The sequence below is a fragment of the Roseomonas nitratireducens genome, assembly GCF_017813355.1.
Lineage (GTDB): Bacteria > Pseudomonadota > Alphaproteobacteria > Acetobacterales > Acetobacteraceae > Neoroseomonas > Neoroseomonas nitratireducens.
Genome location: NZ_JAGIYZ010000031.1, coordinates 23,111 through 41,115 on the forward strand (window position 1 = coordinate 23,111; position 18,005 = coordinate 41,115).

Annotated in this window: 32 protein-coding genes; 4 read left to right on the forward strand and 28 right to left on the reverse strand. The window is 69.3% G+C overall.

What is annotated here, in order from left to right:
• Positions 1-127: 127 nt before the first annotated feature.
• The 4 genes from J5Y09_RS21785 (at position 128) to J5Y09_RS21800 (ending at position 3,527) form a co-directional block, all read left to right on the forward strand.
• The gene (locus tag J5Y09_RS21785; RefSeq protein ID WP_209353972.1) at positions 128-1,093 is read left to right on the forward strand and encodes a Bug family tripartite tricarboxylate transporter substrate binding protein; all 966 of its coding nucleotides are present in this window, start codon (positions 128-130) and stop codon (positions 1,091-1,093) included.
• On the forward strand, positions 1,093-1,713 hold the full coding sequence (locus tag J5Y09_RS21790; protein WP_209353973.1) for a hypothetical protein: 621 nt from the start codon (positions 1,093-1,095) through the stop codon (positions 1,711-1,713). The genes J5Y09_RS21785 and J5Y09_RS21790 overlap by 1 nt, the downstream gene beginning before the upstream one ends.
• A gap of 98 nt (positions 1,714-1,811) precedes the next feature.
• Positions 1,812-2,213 (forward strand): Ivy family c-type lysozyme inhibitor, encoded by a 402-nt coding sequence (locus tag J5Y09_RS21795; protein WP_209353974.1) that lies wholly within the window; start codon positions 1,812-1,814, stop codon positions 2,211-2,213.
• A 60-nt stretch (positions 2,214-2,273) separates the two neighbouring features.
• Positions 2,274-3,527, forward strand: coding sequence for a sensor domain-containing phosphodiesterase (locus J5Y09_RS21800; RefSeq protein WP_209353975.1), 1,254 nt, complete (start codon positions 2,274-2,276; stop codon positions 3,525-3,527).
• Between the two features lie 72 nt (positions 3,528-3,599).
• On the opposite strand, the gene rplQ is transcribed toward J5Y09_RS21800, so the two are convergent.
• From rplQ to J5Y09_RS21940, 28 genes are all read right to left on the reverse strand, one after another.
• The gene (rplQ, locus tag J5Y09_RS21805) at positions 3,600-4,025 is read right to left on the reverse strand and encodes a 50S ribosomal protein L17 (RefSeq protein ID WP_209353976.1); all 426 of its coding nucleotides are present in this window, start codon (positions 4,023-4,025) and stop codon (positions 3,600-3,602) included.
• Positions 4,026-4,049: 24 nt separating this feature from the next.
• The gene (locus J5Y09_RS21810) at positions 4,050-5,066 is read right to left on the reverse strand and encodes a DNA-directed RNA polymerase subunit alpha (protein ID WP_209353997.1); all 1,017 of its coding nucleotides are present in this window, start codon (positions 5,064-5,066) and stop codon (positions 4,050-4,052) included.
• A 46-nt stretch (positions 5,067-5,112) separates the two neighbouring features.
• Positions 5,113-5,520 (reverse strand): 30S ribosomal protein S11, encoded by a 408-nt coding sequence (gene rpsK / locus J5Y09_RS21815; RefSeq protein WP_209353977.1) that lies wholly within the window; start codon positions 5,518-5,520, stop codon positions 5,113-5,115.
• A gap of 1 nt (position 5,521) precedes the next feature.
• The gene (gene rpsM / locus J5Y09_RS21820) at positions 5,522-5,899 is read right to left on the reverse strand and encodes a 30S ribosomal protein S13 (RefSeq protein WP_198375875.1); all 378 of its coding nucleotides are present in this window, start codon (positions 5,897-5,899) and stop codon (positions 5,522-5,524) included.
• A 148-nt stretch (positions 5,900-6,047) separates the two neighbouring features.
• On the reverse strand, positions 6,048-6,701 hold the full coding sequence (locus J5Y09_RS21825) for an adenylate kinase (RefSeq protein WP_209353978.1): 654 nt from the start codon (positions 6,699-6,701) through the stop codon (positions 6,048-6,050).
• A 19-nt stretch (positions 6,702-6,720) separates the two neighbouring features.
• Positions 6,721-8,079, reverse strand: a complete 1,359-nt coding sequence (secY, locus tag J5Y09_RS21830; RefSeq protein WP_209353979.1) for a preprotein translocase subunit SecY — start codon at positions 8,077-8,079, stop codon at positions 6,721-6,723.
• A gap of 97 nt (positions 8,080-8,176) precedes the next feature.
• A complete protein-coding gene (gene rplO / locus J5Y09_RS21835; RefSeq protein WP_209353980.1) occupies positions 8,177-8,665 on the reverse strand; it encodes a 50S ribosomal protein L15 in 489 nt (162 codons plus the stop codon).
• Between the two features lie 4 nt (positions 8,666-8,669).
• Positions 8,670-8,858, reverse strand: coding sequence for a 50S ribosomal protein L30 (gene rpmD, locus J5Y09_RS21840; protein WP_209353981.1), 189 nt, complete (start codon positions 8,856-8,858; stop codon positions 8,670-8,672).
• Positions 8,851-9,483, reverse strand: coding sequence for a 30S ribosomal protein S5 (rpsE, locus tag J5Y09_RS21845; RefSeq protein ID WP_209353982.1), 633 nt, complete (start codon positions 9,481-9,483; stop codon positions 8,851-8,853). Before rpsE ends, rpmD begins: the two co-directional genes overlap by 8 nt.
• 13 nt (positions 9,484-9,496) lie before the next feature.
• Complete coding sequence (gene rplR / locus J5Y09_RS21850) at positions 9,497-9,859, reverse strand: 50S ribosomal protein L18 (protein ID WP_209353983.1); 363 nt, start codon at positions 9,857-9,859, stop codon at positions 9,497-9,499.
• On the reverse strand, positions 9,859-10,392 hold the full coding sequence (gene rplF, locus J5Y09_RS21855) for a 50S ribosomal protein L6 (protein ID WP_209353984.1): 534 nt from the start codon (positions 10,390-10,392) through the stop codon (positions 9,859-9,861). The genes rplR and rplF overlap by 1 nt, the downstream gene beginning before the upstream one ends.
• A gap of 14 nt (positions 10,393-10,406) precedes the next feature.
• Positions 10,407-10,805 (reverse strand): 30S ribosomal protein S8, encoded by a 399-nt coding sequence (gene rpsH / locus J5Y09_RS21860; RefSeq protein ID WP_209353985.1) that lies wholly within the window; start codon positions 10,803-10,805, stop codon positions 10,407-10,409.
• A gap of 13 nt (positions 10,806-10,818) precedes the next feature.
• Positions 10,819-11,124, reverse strand: coding sequence for a 30S ribosomal protein S14 (gene rpsN / locus J5Y09_RS21865; protein ID WP_198375866.1), 306 nt, complete (start codon positions 11,122-11,124; stop codon positions 10,819-10,821).
• 53 nt (positions 11,125-11,177) lie between these two features.
• A complete protein-coding gene (rplE, locus tag J5Y09_RS21870; protein WP_209353986.1) occupies positions 11,178-11,738 on the reverse strand; it encodes a 50S ribosomal protein L5 in 561 nt (186 codons plus the stop codon).
• On the reverse strand, positions 11,735-12,055 hold the full coding sequence (gene rplX / locus J5Y09_RS21875; protein ID WP_209353987.1) for a 50S ribosomal protein L24: 321 nt from the start codon (positions 12,053-12,055) through the stop codon (positions 11,735-11,737). The genes rplE and rplX overlap by 4 nt, the downstream gene beginning before the upstream one ends.
• Positions 12,056-12,059: 4 nt before the next feature.
• Entirely contained in the window at positions 12,060-12,428 is a 369-nt protein-coding gene (gene rplN / locus J5Y09_RS21880; protein ID WP_198375863.1) for a 50S ribosomal protein L14, read from the reverse strand.
• Between the two features lie 3 nt (positions 12,429-12,431).
• Positions 12,432-12,710, reverse strand: a complete 279-nt coding sequence (gene rpsQ / locus J5Y09_RS21885) for a 30S ribosomal protein S17 (protein ID WP_209353988.1) — start codon at positions 12,708-12,710, stop codon at positions 12,432-12,434.
• 16 nt (positions 12,711-12,726) lie between these two features.
• Positions 12,727-12,945 carry a 50S ribosomal protein L29 gene (gene rpmC, locus J5Y09_RS21890; protein WP_209353989.1) on the reverse strand — a complete coding sequence of 73 codons (219 nt, stop codon included), beginning with the start codon at positions 12,943-12,945 and terminating at the stop codon, positions 12,727-12,729.
• Position 12,946: 1 nt separating this feature from the next.
• Positions 12,947-13,366, reverse strand: coding sequence for a 50S ribosomal protein L16 (rplP, locus tag J5Y09_RS21895; protein WP_209353990.1), 420 nt, complete (start codon positions 13,364-13,366; stop codon positions 12,947-12,949).
• A gap of 12 nt (positions 13,367-13,378) precedes the next feature.
• Entirely contained in the window at positions 13,379-14,056 is a 678-nt protein-coding gene (rpsC, locus tag J5Y09_RS21900; RefSeq protein ID WP_209353991.1) for a 30S ribosomal protein S3, read from the reverse strand.
• Between the two features lies 1 nt (position 14,057).
• Complete coding sequence (rplV, locus tag J5Y09_RS21905) at positions 14,058-14,462, reverse strand: 50S ribosomal protein L22 (protein ID WP_209353992.1); 405 nt, start codon at positions 14,460-14,462, stop codon at positions 14,058-14,060.
• A gap of 4 nt (positions 14,463-14,466) precedes the next feature.
• Positions 14,467-14,745, reverse strand: coding sequence for a 30S ribosomal protein S19 (gene rpsS, locus J5Y09_RS21910; RefSeq protein ID WP_198375857.1), 279 nt, complete (start codon positions 14,743-14,745; stop codon positions 14,467-14,469).
• A 5-nt stretch (positions 14,746-14,750) separates the two neighbouring features.
• A complete protein-coding gene (gene rplB, locus J5Y09_RS21915; RefSeq protein WP_209353993.1) occupies positions 14,751-15,587 on the reverse strand; it encodes a 50S ribosomal protein L2 in 837 nt (278 codons plus the stop codon).
• Positions 15,588-15,590: 3 nt separating this feature from the next.
• Positions 15,591-15,887, reverse strand: coding sequence for a 50S ribosomal protein L23 (locus tag J5Y09_RS21920; protein ID WP_432761246.1), 297 nt, complete (start codon positions 15,885-15,887; stop codon positions 15,591-15,593).
• Between the two features lie 29 nt (positions 15,888-15,916).
• The gene (gene rplD / locus J5Y09_RS21925) at positions 15,917-16,537 is read right to left on the reverse strand and encodes a 50S ribosomal protein L4 (RefSeq protein ID WP_209353995.1); all 621 of its coding nucleotides are present in this window, start codon (positions 16,535-16,537) and stop codon (positions 15,917-15,919) included.
• A gap of 11 nt (positions 16,538-16,548) precedes the next feature.
• Positions 16,549-17,235, reverse strand: coding sequence for a 50S ribosomal protein L3 (rplC, locus tag J5Y09_RS21930; RefSeq protein ID WP_209353996.1), 687 nt, complete (start codon positions 17,233-17,235; stop codon positions 16,549-16,551).
• Positions 17,236-17,245: 10 nt separating this feature from the next.
• Positions 17,246-17,554: a 30S ribosomal protein S10 gene (rpsJ, locus tag J5Y09_RS21935; RefSeq protein WP_137127378.1), complete on the reverse strand. Its 309-nt coding sequence runs from the start codon at positions 17,552-17,554 to the stop codon at positions 17,246-17,248.
• A 24-nt stretch (positions 17,555-17,578) separates the two neighbouring features.
• On the reverse strand, positions 17,579-18,005 hold a 427-nt coding region (locus J5Y09_RS21940), incomplete at its 5' end, for an EF-Tu C-terminal domain-related protein (RefSeq protein WP_342451528.1).

Below are 18,005 nucleotides of genomic sequence, written 5' to 3' on the forward strand. Positions count from 1 at the left end.
GGCAGCGCGCCGATCAGGGGTTCGAGCGTCACGCGCCCATCCTGCCCCGCCCTTCGGGGCCACGCCATGCGGCTTGACGCGCGCGCGGCGCGCCACCACACGAAGCGCGCTTCCGGGAGACGCCGACATGAACCTCGCCCGCCGTTCGCTGCTCGCCGCCGCCGCCCTGCCGCTGGCCCGCCCCGCCCTCGCCCAGGCCTGGCCCGCCCGGCCGATCCGCGTGCTGGTGCCCTTCGCCGCCGGCGGCGCTGCGGATTCCGCCGCGCGCACCATCCTGCCGCGCATGGGCGAGCGCCTGTCGGCCACCTTCGTGGTCGAGAACCGCACAGGCGCCGGCGGGTCGATCGGCGGCGCCGAGGTCGCGCGCAGCGCGGCGGACGGATACACGCTGCTGTGGGACGCGTCCTCCCACATCGTCAACCACGCCCTGCTGCGCGGCCTGACCTTCGACTACACGACGGCCTTCCTGCCGGTCAGCCAAGTCTGCACCTTCCCGCAGGTGGTCGCGGTGAAGGCGGACTTCGCCGCGCGCGACATCGGCGCCTTCATCGCCGCGGCCAAGGCGCGCCCGAACACGATCAACATGGGCACCCAGGGCAACGCGACGGCCGGGCATCTTGGCCTCGCGCGCTTCGCGCGGGAGGCGGGGATCGAGGTGCAGCACATCCCCTATCGCGGCGGCGCCGACGCGGCGCGGGACCTCGCGGCGGGCAACCTGGACGGGGTCTTCATCACCGCGCTCTCCGCCCGCCCCGTGGTGGACAGCGGGCGGGCGCGCTTCCTTGCCGTCGCGACCGCGCGGCGCATCGCGAACCTGCCTGACGTGCCGACGCTCGCGGAATCGGGCCTGCCCGGCTTCGACGTCAGCGAATGGGTCGGCCTTTTCGCCCCCGCCGGCACGCCGGCGGAGATCGCCGCACGGCTGCACGAGGCCCTGGCGGCCGCGCTGGCGGAGGAGGAGGTGCGCGCGCGGCTCGACCGGCTGGGCGCCGTGCCGGTCGGCAGCGACCCCGCCGGCTTCGGCCGCTTCGTCACGGAAGGGCGCGCGGCGATGACGACCCTGGTGCGCGAGGCGAATATCCGGATCGAGTGATGCGCGCGGCCGCCGCGGCCCTGGCGCTGGCCGGGCTCCTTGCCGCGGGCGTGCAGGGCGGCCTGTTCGGCGCGCTGCTCGCGGCGCAGGAGGTGGGGCGCGCGCCGGCCGTGCTCGGCCTGGTCGCGCTGCTGCTGCTGCGGGACGGGCAGCGCGGGCTGGCGGCGGCCGCTGGCTGGACACTCGCGGGCGCGGCTGGCGCCGTCGCGCTGCGTGCCGCCTTCGGGCTGCTGGGCGACAGCGGCTGGATCCCGGGCGAGGAGACGCCGCGGCCTGACCGCGCGCTGGAAGCGGCCTGGTGCTTCGTCGTCGCCCTGCTCGCCTGGCGCGGCATGGCGGCGAACCGGATGGGGCCGCTGATCGCCGCCTGCGTCGCCACGACGCGCATCGGGGGCTACGGGCAGGCGCTGGTGCCGGCGTTCTTCGAGCCGACGCTGGGGGAGGCGCTGCCGGTCGCGCTGAACATCCTCGCGGGATACGCGGCGGGCGTGCTCGTGCTGCTCGTCGCGGGCTGGGGGGTCTTCGTGCTGGCGCGGATCCCCGCGCGGGTCGCGGCGCCGGGGCGCGTGCTCGCCACGCTGGCGGCGGCGGCAGGGATCGGGCACATGCTCCGGCTGTGATCGCACGCAGCAAAGCAGTCCGGGGGAGGAGAACCTCCCCCGCGCCCCCTCCCTTCTTCTCCCGGGCGCCTCGCCGCTGGCTCGGCGCGCTGGCGGCGATGCTCGTCGCGGGTGGCGCGGCGGCGCAGGAGGATATCCGGACGACCATCGGGCAACCGGTGCTGGTGCTCGCGCAGCGGGCGGAACTCACCACGGGGCTGCGTTTCAACAGCGGCGGGCACCGCGCCTCGCTCGCCGCCCGGCTGCGGGATCCGGGGCCGCCCGTGGCCCTGGCGGCGGATCGCTACCTGTTCGGCTGGGGGTGTCGCGCCGAAGGCTGCCGCGAAGGCGGCGCGTTCCTGGCCTTCGACACGCATGACGACCGCATGTTCCTGCTGCTGACGGAGCATGGCGGGGTGCGGCTGTCCGTGCCGCCGGACCCGCGCGCCTGGCCCGAGGCGCTGCGCCCGGGCCTGCGGGACTTCATCCCCACGCTCGCGGACGCGATGGGCCCGCGATAGGGCTCGTTCATTCATTGGTCGCAACTGCCGTGCTTCCTTCGAGCCTCGAAGGAGACCGGCATGTCCGTTGAGCCACGTGAACTCGTCGAGATCATCCGCCACGGCACGCGCCGGACAGGCGCGGCGGGCAGCACGCTGAAGCGCGCGCTGCAGGCGATCCGGACGCATCTCGGCCTCGAGGTCGCCTACGCCTCGCGCTTCGAGGGCGACCGGATGGTGCTGCGGGACGTGGACGCGCCGGGGCTCGAGCAGATGGCCCATCCGGGCGCGTCCTTTTCCCTCGACGACGTCTATTGCCGGCACATCCTGGCCGGCAGGCTGCCGGAACTGATCCCCGACACCGCGGCCGAACCGCTGGCGATGAGCCTGCCGATCACCGCGGCGCTGCCGATCGGCACGCATGTCAGCGTGCCCATCCGCCTGCAGGACGGGTCGGTCTACGGCATGTTCTGCTGCCTGGGCTTCGCGGCGAACCCCACGCTCAACCAGCGCGACCTGCAGATGGTGAAGGCCTTCGCCGACCTCGCGGCGCATGAGATCGAGGAGGCGGTGCAGGAGGAACGGCGCGCGCGGGAACGCGAGCAGCGCATCCTCGCCGCGATCGAGCAGGGGCTTCTCACCATCGCCTACCAGCCGATCTGGGGGCTGTCCCCGCGCCGGCCGGTCGGCTTCGAATGCCTCGCGCGCTTCGCCACCACCCCGGCGCGCCCGCCCAATGTCTGGTTCGCCGAGGCCGCCGAGATCGGCCGCGGCGCAGCGCTGGAGATGGCGGCCATCCGGCTCGCGCTGGAGGCCTTGCCGCGGCTGCCCGAGGACATCTACCTCGCGGTGAATGCATCGCCCGAGACGGTGCTGGCGCCGGAATTCGGCGCGGTGTTCGAGGGGCATTCGCTGTCGCGGATCATGCTCGAGGTCACCGAGCACGCCGCGATCGCCTGCTATGACGGGCTGACCGCCCGGCTGGAGCAGATGCGCGCGGCGGGGCTGCGCATCGCGGTCGACGATGCGGGCGCCGGCTATGCCGGGCTGCATCACATCCTCCAGCTGCGGCCGGACCTCATCAAGCTCGACATGTCGCTGACGCGGGACGTCGATTCCGACCCGGCGCGCCAGGCGCTGGCGGCCGCGCTCGTCGCCTTCGCCCGCGACACCGGCAGCAGCATCGTGGCCGAGGGCGTGGAGACCGAGGCCGAGCTGGCCGCGCTCCAGGCGCTCGGGGTTGAGCGGGCGCAGGGCTACCTGCTCGGCCGCCCCATGCCGGTGGCCGCGGCGCTCGACCTGCTGGGCCGGGAGGGCCGCGCCAGCGCGGCGTGAACCGGCCCCGCGCACGAAAAAGGGGAAGGCGCTGCCGCCTTCCCCTCATTCTCCGCGCACGGGGCGCGGGATTTACTCGGCCGAGGCCTCGGCGTCAGCCGCCTCGGGCTTCGGGCCGCTGTCCAGGCCCTTGGCCGCCGGGTTGCGGTCCACCAGCTCGATCACCGCCATGGTCGCGGCGTCGCCGTAGCGCACGCCGGCGCGCAGCACGCGGCAATAGCCGCCCTGGCGCGTCTTGTAGCGGTCGGCGATCTCGGTGAAGAGCTTCGCCACCACCTTCTCGTCGCGGATCTGCGCGAGCGCCTGGCGGCGCGCATGCAGCCCGCCGCGCTTGCCGAGGCTGATGATGCGCTCGACATACGGGCGCAGCTCCTTCGCCTTGGGCAACGTGGTCGTGATCTGCTCGTGCTTCAGCAGCGACGTGGCCATGTTGCGGAACATGGCGACGCGGTGGGAGGAGGTAACGCTGAGCTTACGCCCGGCCATTCCGTGACGCATGGTGGTATTCCCTGTTCAGAGCCCTCAGAAGGGCTCCTCGACCTTCTTCGCGAGTTCCTCGATGTTCTCGGGCGGCCAGCCGGTGACGGTCATGCCGAGGCCGAGGCCCATCGAGGCGAGGACTTCCTTGATCTCGTTCAGCGACTTGCGCCCGAAATTCGGGGTGCGGAGCATTTCCTGCTCGGTCTTCTGAACGAGGTCGCCGATGTAGACGATGTTGTCGTTCTTCAGGCAGTTCGCGCTGCGGACCGACAGTTCCAGCTCGTCGACCTTGCGCAGCAGGTTGCGGTTGAAGGGGAGATCGTCGCGGATCTCCTCCTCGACCCGCGCGCGCGGCTCGTCGAAGTTGATCAGGATCTGCAGCTGCTCCTGCAGGATGCGCGCGGCCACGCCGACCGCATCCTCCGGTGCCAGCGTGCCGTCCGTCTCGACCGTCAGGATCAGCTTGTCGTAATCGGTCTTCTGCCCGACGCGGGTCGGCTCCACGCGGTAGGCCACGCGGCGCACCGGGGAATAGATCGCGTCCACGGGGATCAGGCCGATCGGCGCGTCCTCGGGCCGGTTCTCGGCCGCGGGCACGTAGCCCTTGCCGATGTCGACCGTGAGCTCCATCGACAGCTTGGCGCCGTCGTCGAGCGTGCAGAGCACGAGCTCGGGGTTCGTGATCTCCATGTCGCCGGTCGTCTGGATCTGGCCGGCCGTCACCTCGCCAGGGCCCGTCGCCGTGAGCTGCAGGCGCTTCGGCCCGTCGCCCATCATGCGGATGGCGAGCTGCTTCACGTTCAGGACGATGTCCGTCACGTCCTCGCGCACGCCCTGGATGCTGCTGAATTCATGCAGCACGCCGTCGATGCGGATGGCGGTGACGGAAGCGCCCTGCAGAGACGAGAGCAGCACGCGACGCAGCGCGTTGCCGAGCGTCATGCCGAACCCGCGCTCCAGCGGCTCCAGCACCACGGTCGCCGTGCGCAGCGGGTCCGCCCCCATCTCGACGGACTTCTGCGTCTCGATCAGCGAACGCCAGTTCCTTTCGAGCACGATCACTCTCTCCTTTCGGCTGTTCAGGCGGGCAGGCGTCGAGTCGCGATCAGACGCGACGACGCTTCCGCGGCCGGCAGCCGTTGTGCGGGATGGGCGTCACGTCCTTGATGGCAGTGACGTAGAAGCCGACCGCCTGAAGGGCGCGCAGCGCCGATTCACGGCCCGACCCGGGGCCGCTCACCATGATCTCGAGCGTCTCCATCCCGTGCTCGCGCGCCTTGCGGCCGGCATCCTCGGCCGCGACCTGCGCCGCGTAGGGGGTGGACTTGCGGCTGCCCTTGAAGCCCTGGGAGCCGGAGGACGACCAGGCGATCGCGTTGCCCTGGGCATCCGTGATCGTCACGATCGTGTTGTTGAAGGAAGCCAGCACATGGGCAACGCCCGAGGTGATGTTCTTCCGTTCCTTGCGCTTGACGGGGCCGCGGGCGGCGCCGGCGCGGGGTTCGCGGGCCATCTTACTTCGTCACCTTCTTCTTGCCGGCGATCGGCACGGCCTTGCCCTTGCGGGTGCGGGCGTTCGTGTGCGTGCGCTGGCCGCGGACCGGCAGGCCCTTGCGGTGACGCAGGCCGCGGTAGCAGCCGAGGTCCATCAGCCGCTTGATGTTCATCGCCTGCTCGCGCCGCAGGTCGCCCTCGACGCGGTACTCGCGGTCGATCAGCTCGCGGATCCGCAGGACCTCGTCGTCGGTCAGCTGGTTCACCCGGCGTTCCTGCGGGATGCCGAGCTTTTCGCAGATGTCCTTCGCGTTGTTCGGCCCGATGCCGAAGATATAGCGAAGCGAAATGAGCACCCGCTTGTTCGTCGGGATGTTCACGCCGGCAATGCGCGCCACAGTGCCTCTCCTGGGGCCTCAAGCCCCGAAAACCGCCGTCCGGGGTACGACCCCTCCGGCGCAGTGAAACAGTCGTGCAACGATGAATGGCGGCCGGAGATACCCCCGCCCGCGGGAGCGGGCGATCTAGCCCCGGTCGCCTTTCCCGTCAAGCCTTCCCGGACAGGATGGCGCCGATCTGGCGACCCACCTCGTCCATCGATGCCATGCCATCCACGGCGCTGAGCTTCCCCTGCGCCGCGTAGTAGGGCAGCAGCGGCGCCGTCTGGCGGTGATAGGCCTCCAGCCTGGCCGCCACCGTCTCCGCCTTGTCGTCGGCGCGCCGGGTGAACTCGGTGCCCCCGCAGCTGTCGCACACGCCGTCCTTGGCCGGGCGCTTGAAGCTGTCGTGGTAGCCCGTGCCGCAATTCGCGCAGGTGAAGCGGCCGGCGATGCGCTCGACAAGCACGGCGTCGTCCACCTTCAGCTCGATCACGTGGTCCAGCCGCAGGCCCTTGTCGGTCAGCATCCGGTCCAGCGCCTCGGCCTGCGGGGCGGTGCGGGGGAAGCCGTCCAGGATGAAGCCCTTGGCGCAGTCGGGGCGGGAGACGCGGGCGGCGAGCATCGCGGTGATGACCTCGTCCGGCACCAGCGCGCCACGCTCCATGATCGCCTTCGCCTTGAGGCCGATCTCGCTGCCCGACTTCACCTCGGCCCGCAGCATGTCGCCGGTCGAGATCTGCGCGATGCCGTGCTGCTCCTCGAGCCGCTTGGCCTGCGTTCCCTTGCCGGCCCCAGGGGGGCCCAACAGGATCAGGTTCATCCCTTCGTTTCCCCCTTGGTCAGCGCGGCCTGGGCATGCCGCGCCCGCCGAGTCGCGCCTTCTTGATCAGGCCTTCGTACTGGTGGGCGAAGAGATGCGATTGCACCTGCGCCACCGTGTCCATGGTGACCGAGACGATGATCAGGAGCGATGTGCCGCCGAAGTAGAAGGGCACGCCGTAGTTGCTGATCAGGATCTCGGGGATGATGCAGACGATGCACAGGTAGATGGCGCCGACCGCGGTCAGTCGCGTCAGCACGCGGTCGAGGTATTCCGCCGTGTTCTGCCCCGGCCGGATGCCCGGCACGAAGCCGCCGTACTTCTTCAGGTTGTCCGCGGTCTCGACCGGGTTGAAGACGACGGCGGTGTAGAAGAAGGCGAAGAACAGGATCAGCGCCAGGTACATCGCCATGTACAGCGGGCGGCCATGCGCCAGCATCGCGCTGATGCTCTGCAGCCAACCTTCCTGGGTCGGGTCGGTCGAGAAGCCCGCCACCGTCGCCGGCAGCAGCAGCAGGGAGGAGGCGAAGATCGGCGGGATCACGCCGGCCGTGTTCAGCTTCAGCGGCAGGTGCGTCGCTTCCCCGCTGAACATGCGGTTGCCGACCTGGCGCTTGGGATACTGCACCGGGATGCGGCGCTGGGCGCGCTCGACGAACACCACCATGAAGATGATGCCGAGCGCCGCGGCCAGAAAGAAGATGATGAAGAAGGTCGAGAGCGCGCCCGTACGGCCGAGTTCCAGCGTGCTGATCAGCGCCGAGGGGAGGTTCGCCACGATCCCCGCGAAGATGATCAGGCTGATGCCGTTGCCCACGCCGCGCGCGGTGATCTGCTCGCCCAGCCACATCAGGAACATCGTCCCGCCGACCAGCGTGACGACGCAGGAGATGCGGAAGAACCAGCCCGGATCGTAGACCGCGGCGCCGAACTGCCCGCGCATGCCCTCAAGCCCGATCGCGATGCCCCAGGCCTGGACGATGGCAATCACCACCGTCAGGTAGCGGGTGTACTGGTTGAGCTTCTTCCGCCCCGCCTCGCCTTCCTTCTTCAGCGTTTCCCAGGCCGGGATCGCCGCCGTCATCAGCTGCACGATGATGCTCGCGCTGATGTAGGGCATGATGTTCAGGGCGAAGACGGTCATGCGCCCGAGCGCGCCGCCCGAGAACATGTCGAACATGCCGAGGATCCCGCCGCCATGCTGGGCGAGGATCTCCCCCATCACCGCGGCGTCGACGCCGGGGACGGGAATATAGGTGCCGAGACGATAGACGATCAGTGCGCCCAGCGTGAACCAGATGCGCTTCTTGAGTTCCGTCGCCTTGGCGAGCACCCCGAAATTGAGGCTCGCCATCGCCTGTTCGGCCGCCGACGCCATGCCATCCCTCCTAAGACACTGCGGCGCACAGGTTCCCCCGCGCGCCGCAGCGAAGTCCCGCCCCTGACCTAGCCACGCGGCCCGGTCCGGGCAAGGGCTACTCGGACGCCGCTTCCGCGGCGGGCGCGGTGACCGTCACGCTGCCGCCGGCGGCCTCGATCGCCGCGATGGCGGCCGCGGAGGCACCGGAGACGCTGATGGACACCGGGCGCTTGATCTCGCCCTTGGCCAGCAGCCGCACGCCGGCGAACTTCGCCGAGGAACGCACCACGCCGGCGGCCTTCAGCGCCGCCTCGTCGAGCGGCTGGCCAGCCGGCAGGCGGCCGGCCTCGATCGCCGCGTCGAGCGCGCCGAGGTTCAGCACGGCGTACTGCACCCGGAAGGGGTTGACGAAGCCGCGCTTGGGCAGGCGCCGGTAGATCGGCAGCTGGCCGCCTTCGAAGCCGTTCAGCGACACGCCGGTGCGCGCCTTCTGGCCCTTCACGCCGCGACCGCCGGTCTTGCCCTTGCCGGAGCCGATGCCGCGGCCGATGCGCTTGAACTTCGGCCGCGCGCCGTCGTTGTCGCGGATCTCGTTGAGCTTCATCGGATCAATCCTCGACGCGCACCAGGTGCGCGACCTTGCGGATCATCCCGCGCACGGCGGGCGTATCCTCGAGTTCGCGGGACCGATGGAGCTTGTTCAGGCCGAGCCCGATCAGCGTCTCCTTTTGCCCCGGCTTGCGGCCGATCGGCGACCCGGTCTGGGTCACCTTCACGGTCTTCTTCGGATCAGGCATTCGCGGCCTCCGTCGCCTCGCCGGCGTCCTTCTTCTGGCCGAGGATGTCGGCGACCTTCTTGCCGCGGCGCGAAGCGACCGCGCGCGGGCTCGTGCACTTCGTCAGTGCCGCGAAGGTGGCCTTCACCATGTTGTGCGGGTTCGCGCTGCCCATGCACTTGGCGACGACGTCGCCCATGCCGAGCGTCTCGAACACCGCGCGCATCGGACCGCCGGCGATGATGCCGGTGCCCGCGGGCGCCGCGCGCAGCAGCACGCGCCCGGCGCCGAACTCGCCGATCACGTCGTGGTGCAGCGTCCGGCCCTCGCGCATCGGCACGCGGATCATCGTGCGCTTCGCACGCTCCGTCGCCTTGCGGATCGCCTCCGGCACCTCGCGCGCCTTGCCCGCGCCCCAGCCGACGCGGCCCTTCTCGTCACCCACGACCACCAGGGCCGCGAAGGAGAAGCGCCGGCCGCCCTTCACCACCTTGGCGACGCGGTTGATCGTGACGAGCTTGTCCTTCAGCTCGTCGCCATCCTGCCGCTCCTGGCGGTTGTCCCCGCCGCCGTCGCGACGACGGCCACGGCGCTCGCGGCCGCCCTCGCCGCCACCTTCGCCGCCGGACCTCGGTGCATATGCCATCTGTGTCAGCCCCTCAGAACGACAGCCCGCCCTCGCGGGCGCCGTCCGCGAGCGCCTTGACGCGCCCATGGTAGAGATAGGGACCACGGTCGAAGACGACTTCCGTCACCCCCGCCGCGATCGCACGTTCGGCCACCAGCTTGCCGACGGCCGTCGCCGCGTCCTTGTCGGCGCCGGTCTTCAGGCTCTCGCGCATCGTCTTCTCGAGCGACGAGGCGGCGGCCACGGTGCGGCCGGCCTTGTCGTCGATCACCTGCGCGTAGATGTGCTTGCCCGAGCGGAAGACCGAGAGGCGCACGCGCCCGCCGGACTTCTGCTTGAGCTGGAAGCGGAGACGGCGGCGGCGCCGCGCCTCGAGGTCGAGCTTGCTGGCCATTACTTCTTCTTACCCTCCTTCCGGAGGATCTGCTCGTTCTCGTACTTCACGCCCTTGCCCTTGTAGGGCTCGGGGCCGCGGTACGCCCGGATCTCGGCCGCCACCTGACCAACCTGGCGCTTGTCCGAGCCTTCCACCTTGATGGCGGTCGGCTTCTCGCAGGTGATCTTGATCCCCTTCGGGATCGCGTAGCGGATCTCGTGGCTGTAGCCGAGGTTGAGCACCAGCTCGGAGCCCTGCACCGCGGCGCGGTAGCCGGTGCCGTTGATCTCCATCGACTTCGTGAAGCCGGCGGAGACGCCCGTCACCATCGAGTTGATCAGGCTGCGCGTCGTCCCCCACATGGTCCGCGCGCGGCGGTCCGTGCGGCGGGGAGAGACGGCGACCTCGTTGGCGCGGATCTCGACATCGACGTCATCCGTCAGGTCGAGCTTCAGCTCACCGAGCTTGCCCTTGGCGGTCAGCGTGCGGCCGGCGAGCGCGAGCGTCACGCCCGACGGCACCGGCACAGGATACTTCCCAACGCGAGACATGTTTCAGACCCCCGTCAGAACACGCGGCAGAGGACTTCGCCGCCGACATTGGCGGCGCGGGCCTCGTTCTCGCTCATCACGCCGCGCGGCGTGGAGAGGATGGAGGTGCCGAGTCCGTTGTAGAACCGCGGCAGCTCGGCGATCTTCGAATAGACGCGCCGGCCGGGCTTGGAGACGCGGGTGATCTCCTTGATGGCGGGCTCGCCTTCCGAATACTTCAGCTCGATGTCGATCATCCGCACGCCGGGACGCACCTCCTCGGTGCGCCACGCGCGGATGTAGCCCTCGCGCTTCAGCACCTCGAGCACGTTCTCACGCAGCTTCGAGGCAGGGGCCTTGCAGCGCGTCTGCCGGGAGGCCTGCGCGTTGCGGATGCGGGTGAGCATGTCACCCAGCGGATCGGACATGGACATGGCCGGTCCTTCCTTACCAGCTCGCCTTGACCACGCCGGGGATCTGGCCCTTCGAGGCCAGTTCGCGCAGCTGGTTCCGGCAAAGCTTGAACTTGCGATAGTTCCCGCGTGGGCGGCCCGTCACTTCGCAGCGCAGGCGGACGCGGTTCGCCGCGCCGTTGCGCGGCAACTGCGCGAGCTTGAGCGTCGCCTCGAAGCGATCCTCCACCGGCAGCTCGCGGTCCATGACCACGGCCTTCAGGGCGGCGCGCTTCGACGCGTGAAGCTTCGAGAGCCTCTCGCGGTGCTTGTTCTTCATCACAGACGAGGTCTTGGCCATACCGTCTAGGTCCTCCGGAACCTGCCGGGCGTCGCCCGGCGGTTTTCCAAAAATCAGTTCTGGAAGGGAAGCTCGAACGCCTTGAGCAAGGCTTTCGCTTCCTTGTCCGTCTTCGCCGTCGTGACGAAGACGATGTCCATGCCGCGGATCGCGTCCACCTTGTCGTAGTTGATCTCGGGGAACACGATCTGCTCCTTCAGGCCGAGGGAGAAATTCCCCCGACCGTCGAAGCCCTTGCTTCCGGGCAGGCCGCGGAAGTCGCGCACGCGCGGCAGCGCGATGGTGACGAGCCGGTCGAGGAACTCGTACATCCGCGCCTGGCGCAGCGTCACCTTCGTGCCGATCGCCTGGCCCTCGCGGATCTTGAAGCCCGCGATCGCCTTCTTCGCCTTGGTCTTCACCGGCTTCTGGCCCGCGATCAACGTCAGCTCGGCCACCGCGGCGTCGAGCTTCTTCTGGTCGCCGGCGGCTTCGCCGACGCCCATGTTGATCACGATCTTCTCGAGCTTCGGCACTTCCATCGGGTTCTTGTACCCGAATTCCTCGACGAGGCGCTTGCGCACGACCTCGTCGTAGTGCTGCCGCAGGCGCGGCTTCTCCATCGCTTCGCTCATGCGTCGAGCACCTCGCCGGAGGCCTTCGCCACCCGGACCTTCTTGCCGTCCTCGAGAGTCTTGAAGCCGACGCGGGTCGGCTTGCCAGACTTCGGGTCGAGCAGGGCCAGGTTCGAGAGGTGGATCGCGGCCTCCTTCTCGTTGATGCCGCCGGGGCGGCCCATGCCCTGCGGCTTCTCATGCCGCTTCACCATGTTGATCCCCTGCACGAGGGCGCGGCCCTCGGTCGGGTTCACACGGATCACTTCGCCCTGGCGGCCCTTGTCCTTGCCCGTGAGGACCTGGACGCGGTCGCCCTTCCTGATCTTGGCGGCCATGGCCTTACAGCACCTCCGGCGCCAGCGAGATGATCTTCATGAACTTCTTCGCCCGCAGCTCACGCACCACGGGTCCGAAGATGCGCGTGCCGATCGGCTCGTTCTGCTTGTTGATCAGTACGGCCGCGTTGCGGTCGAAGCGGATCACCGTACCGTCGGCACGGCGCACCGGGTAGGCGGTGCGCACGATCACCGCGCGCTCCACCGTCCCCTTCTTCACCTTGCCGCGCGGAATCGCTTCCTTGACGGAGACGACGATCACGTCGCCCACGCCCGCGGTCTTCCGCTTGGACCCGCCCAGCACCTTGATGCACTGGACGCGCCGCGCGCCGGAATTGTCCGCGACTTCGAGGTTGCTCTCGACCTGGATCATGGATCAGGCCTCCGCAGCGCCGATGAAGGCCGGACGGTCGACCGCGGCGCCGTTGCGCTCGATCACCACCCAGGACTTCGTCTTGCTGATCGGCCGGCATTCCTCGATCTGCACCACGTCGCCTTCCTTGCACAGGTTGGCGTCGTCATGCGCGGCATACTTCTTCGAGCGCCGGATGAACTTCTTGTAGAGCGGATGCATCACGCGACGTTCGACCAGGACCGTGATGGTCTTGTCCGTCTTGTCGCTGACGACCCGCCCGGTGAGGACGCGCTTCGGCATCGCCGTCGGTCTCCTCTCAGGCCTGGGAGCCGGCGGCTGCGCGCGCCCGCTCCCCGATGATTGTCTTCACCCGCGCGATGTCGCGCCGGACCTGCTTGATGCGCGACAGCGCCTCAAGCTGGCCGGTCGCGCGCTGGAAACGCAGGTTGAACTGCTCCTTGCGCAGGTCGAGCAGCATGCCGTTGAGCTCGTCCGCCGACTTGGTGCGGATGTCGCCGATCTTGGTCGCAGCCATGTCAGGCCTCCGCACCCAGGCGGGTGACGAACTTGGTCTTGATCGGCAGCTTCGCCGCGCCGAGGCCGAGCGCTTCACGCGCCGTCTCGGCAGGGACGCCGTCGATCTCGAACATGATCCGGCCCGGCTTCACGCGGCACACCCAGTATTCGGGCGCGCCCTTGCCGGACCCCATGCGGACTTCCGCCGGCTTCGTCGAAACCGGCACATCCGGGAAGATGCGGATCCACACGCGGCCCTGGCGCTTCATGGCGCGCGTGATCGCGCGGCGGGCCGCCTCGATCTGCCGCGCGGTCACCCGCTCGGGCTCGAGCGCCTTCAGGCCGAAGCCGCCGAAGGAGAGCGTGAACCCTCCCTTGGCGACGCCGTGGATGCGGCCCTTGTGGGCCTTGCGGAACTTGGTGCGCTTAGGCTGCAGCATGGTCCTTCACCTTCAGCGCTGGGGCGCCTGTTCCGCGGCGCGCTTGTCCTGCGCCATCGGATCGTGCCCCATGATCTCGCCCTTGAAGATCCACACCTTCACACCGCAGGTGCCATAGGTGGTCTTCGCGGTCGCCGTGCCGAAGTCGATATCGGCGCGAAGCGTATGCAGGGGCACGCGGCCCTCGCGATACCACTCCATGCGCGCGATTTCGGCCCCGCCAAGACGGCCGGAGCAGTTGATGCGGATGCCGCCGGCGCCCAGGCGCATGGCGGATTGGACGGCGCGCTTCATCGCGCGGCGGAAGGCCACGCGGCGCTCCAGCTGCTGGGCGATGTTCTCGGCCACCAGCGTCGCGTCGATCTCGGGCTTGCGGATCTCGACGATGTTCAGCGCCACTTCCGCGCCGGCCATCTTCATGAGGTCCTTGCGCAGCACCTCGATGTCCGCGCCCTTCTTGCCGATCACGACGCCCGGGCGGGCGGCGTGGATCGTCACGCGGGGCTTCTTGGCCGGACGCTCGATCACCACGCGGGACACGCCCGCGCCCTTCAGGCGCTCGCGCAGCGTCTCGCGCAGCTTGAAGTCCTCGTGCAGCAGCTTGGCGTAGTCCGCGCTCGCGAACCAGCGGCTGTCCCAGGTGCGGTTGATGCCGAGCCGGAGCCCGATCGGATTGACTTTCTGGCCCATATTACGCGGCCTCCTGCTCTGCCGCCGGCGCCTGCACCGTCTGCTCGGCCACCACGATCTTGAGGTGGCTGAACCACTTCTCGATGCGGGAGGCGCGGCCGCGGCCACGCGCGTGGAAGCGCTTCATCACCTGCGCGCGCCCGACCTCGGCCTTGGAGACGACCAGGCGGTCGACATCGAGACTGTGGTTGTTCTCGGCGTTCGCGATCGCGCTCTCGAGCGTCTTCTTCACGGTGCCCGCGATGCGGCGCTTGCTGAAGGTCAGCTGCGCGACCGCGTCCTGCGCCTTCTTGCCGCGGATCATCGCGGCAACCAGGTTCAGCTTGCGGGGGGAGACGCGGATGTTCCACGTCACCGCCTGCGCTTCCGTGTCCGCGATACCGCGGGGATGCTTCGGCTTGCTCATCGGATCAGCCCCGCTTCGCCTTCTTGTCGGCCGCGTGGCCGGTGAAGGTGCGCGTCGGCGAGAACTCGCCGAACTTGTGGCCCACCATGTTCTCCGTCACCTGCACCGGCAGGAACTTCTTGCCGTTGTAGACGCCGAAGGTCAGGCCGACGAACTGCGGCAGGATCGTGCTGCGACGCGACCAGATCTTGATGATCTCGTTGCGCGTCGAGGCCCGCGCGGCCTCCGCCTTGTTCAGCAGGTAGCCGTCGACGAACGGCCCCTTCCAGACGCTGCGCGCCATATGCGTCAGCCCTTCGTCACATTGCGGCGCCGGACGATAAGCCCGTCGGTCCGCTTGTTGTTGCGGGTCTTGGCACCCTTGGTCGGCTTGCCCCAGGGCGTGACCGGATGACGGCCGCCCGAGGTGCGGCCTTCGCCGCCACCATGCGGGTGGTCGATCGGGTTCATGGTCACGCCGCGGTTGTGCGGCTTGCGGCCGAGCCAGCGGTTGCGGCCCGCCTTGCCGAGCTGCTGGTTGCTGTTGTCCGGGTTGGACACGGCGCCGATCGACGCCATGCACTCCGACCGGATCAGCCGCAGTTCGCCCGACATCAGCTTCACCTGCGCGTAGCCGCCGTCCTTGCCGACCAGCTGCGCGAAGGTGCCCGCCGAACGCGCCAGCTTGCCGCCGGCACCGGGCTTCAGCTCGATGTTGTGGATGATCGTGCCGACCGGGATCGCCGCCATCGGCATGGCGTTGCCCGGCTTCACGTCGACCTTCTCGCCCGCGATCACCGTGTCGCCCACCTTCAGGCGCTGCGGCGCGATGATGTAGGCGAGTTCCGCATCCTGGTACTTCACCAGCGCGATGAAGGCGGTGCGGTTGGGGTCGTACTCCAGCCGCTCCACCACGCCCGGCATGCCGAACTTGGCGCGGCGCTTGAAGTCCACGATGCGGTAGGCGCGCTTGTGTCCGCCGCCACGGAAGCGGACGGTGATGCGGCCGTGGTTGTTGCGCCCGCCCGAGGAATGCTTGCCTTCGGTCAGGCCCTTGACCGGCGCGCCCTTCCACAGCTCGGACCGATCGATGAGGATCGTCCCGCGGAGGGAGGGGGTGACCGGGTTGAAGTTCTTCAACGCCATGGCTTACGCGAGCCCCGTCGTGAGGTCGATGCTCTGGCCCTCGGCCAGGCGCACCATCGCCTTCTTCCAGTCGGACCGCTGGCCCGGACGGCCGCGGAACTGCCTCGACTTGCCCTTCACCACGATGGTGTTCACGGCAAGCACCTTCACGCCGAACAGCCCTTCGACCGCCGCCTTGATCTGCGGCTTCGTCGCGTCCGGGGCCACCTTGAAGGTGACCTGGCCGCGCTCGGTGTTCAGCGTCGCCTTCTCGGTGACCAGCGGGGAGAGGATGGTCTGGTACATCCGCTCCCGCCCGATCACGGGACGCTTCGGCTTGGGCGCGTCGCTCATGCCAGCCGCTCCTTCAGCGCCTCCACGCCGGCGCGCGTCACCGCGAGCACGTCGTGGTTCAGGATGTCGTACACGTTGGCGCCGATGGTCGGCAGCACCTGCACCTTCGGCAGGTTGCGCACGACGCGGGCGAAGTTCTCGTCCGCCGCGGCGTCCACCACCAGCGCGCTCTTCCAGCCCAGGGCCTTGAGCTTCGCCGCGATCTGGCCAGTCTTGGCGTCGGCCGGCAGGTTCGCCGTGTCGATCACGACGAGCTTGCCCGCGGCGGCCTTCATCGACAGCGCCGAGATCAGCCCGAGGCGACGGACCTTCTTGTTCAGGCTGTAGCCATGGTCGCGCACGACCGGGCCATGCACCACGCCGCCCTTGCGGTACTGCGGGGCGCGCAGCGAGCCCTGGCGCGCATTGCCGGTGCCCTTCTGGCGATAGGGCTTCTTCGTGGTCCCGGAGACCTCGCCCATGCCCTTCGCCTTGTGCGTCCCGGCGCGGCGCTTGGCCAGCTGCCAGTGCACGACGCGCGCCATGATGTCGGCGCGCGGCGCGGCGCCGAACACCTCGGCGGGCAGTTCGATCTCGCCCGCCGGGGCGTTGTCGAGGGTGATGACGTTGACCTGCATCGTCCGGATCCTCAGGCCACGGCCGCCGGGAAGGGCGCGTCGGCATGGCGCGCGCGCTTCACCGCGTCGCGCACCAGCACATACCCGCCCTTGGAACCCGGGACGGCGCCCTTGATCAGCAGCAGGCCCTTCTCCGCATCGACGCCGGCCACTTCCAGGTTCTGGGTGGTCACGCGCTCGACACCGAGATGGCCGGCCATCTTCTTGTTCTTGAAGGTCTTGCCCGGATCCTGGCGGTTGCCGGTGGACCCGTGCGAACGGTGGCTGATCGACACGCCGTGCGACGCCTCGAGACCCGAGAAGTTCCAGCGCTTCATCGCACCCGCGAAGCCCTTGCCGACCGTCACGCCCGTGACGTCGACCTTCTGGCCCTTCACGAAATGCGCGGAGGACAGCTTCGCCCCGGTGTCGAGCGTCGCGTCGGAGCCGACGCGGAACTCGACCACCTTCATCGGCGCCTCGACGCCGGCCTTCGCGAAGTGACCCTTGTTCGCCTTGCTGACGTTCTTGGGCTTCGCGCTGCCGATGCCGAGCTGGATCGCCTCGTAGCCATCCTTGTCAGCCGTGCGCTTCGCCACGACGCGGACATTGTCCACGTGCAGCAGCGTCACGGGAACGGTCGAGCCGTCCTCGTTGAACAGCCGGGACATGCCCAGCTTCTTCGCGATCAGGCCCGTGCGACCCGTCTTCGCGGCCATGGCTTCGCCCTCAGATCTTGATCTCGACGTCCACGCCTGCGGCCAGGTCGAGCTTCATCAGCGCGTCCACGGTCTGCGGGGTGGGGTCGACGATGTCGAGAAGACGACGATGAGTCCGGATCTCGAACTGCTCGCGCGACTTCTTGTCCACGTGGGGCGAGCGGTTCACCGTGAACCGCTCGATATGCGTCGGCAGGGGAATGGGTCCCCGCACGCGCGCGCCGGTCCGCTTCGCGGTGTTCACGATCTCCCGCGTGCTGCCGTCCAGCACGCGGTGATCGAACGCCTTGAGGCGGATGCGGATGTTCTGGTTGTCCATGGTCTGGGACCCGCGTTCCTGCCGTTACGCCGTGATCTTCGCGACGACGCCGGCGCCGACGGTGCGGCCGCCTTCGCGGATCGCGAAGCGCAGCCCTTCGTCCATCGCGATCGGCGCGATCAGCTCCACGTCCATCGACACGTTGTCGCCCGGCATCACCATCTCCACGCCTTCCGGCAGGGAGACGACGCCCGTCACGTCCGTCGTGCGGAAGTAGAACTGCGGACGATAGTTCGTGAAGAACGGCGTGTGGCGGCCGCCTTCCTCCTTCGTCAGCACGTACGCCTCGGCCTTGAACTTCGTGTGCGGCGTGATCGAGCCGGGCGCCGCAAGCACCTGACCGCGCTCCACGTCCTCGCGCTTCGTGCCGCGCAGCAGCGCGCCGATGTTGTCGCCCGCCTGGCCCTGGTCCAGCAGCTTGCGGAACATCTCGACGCCGGTGACCGTCGTC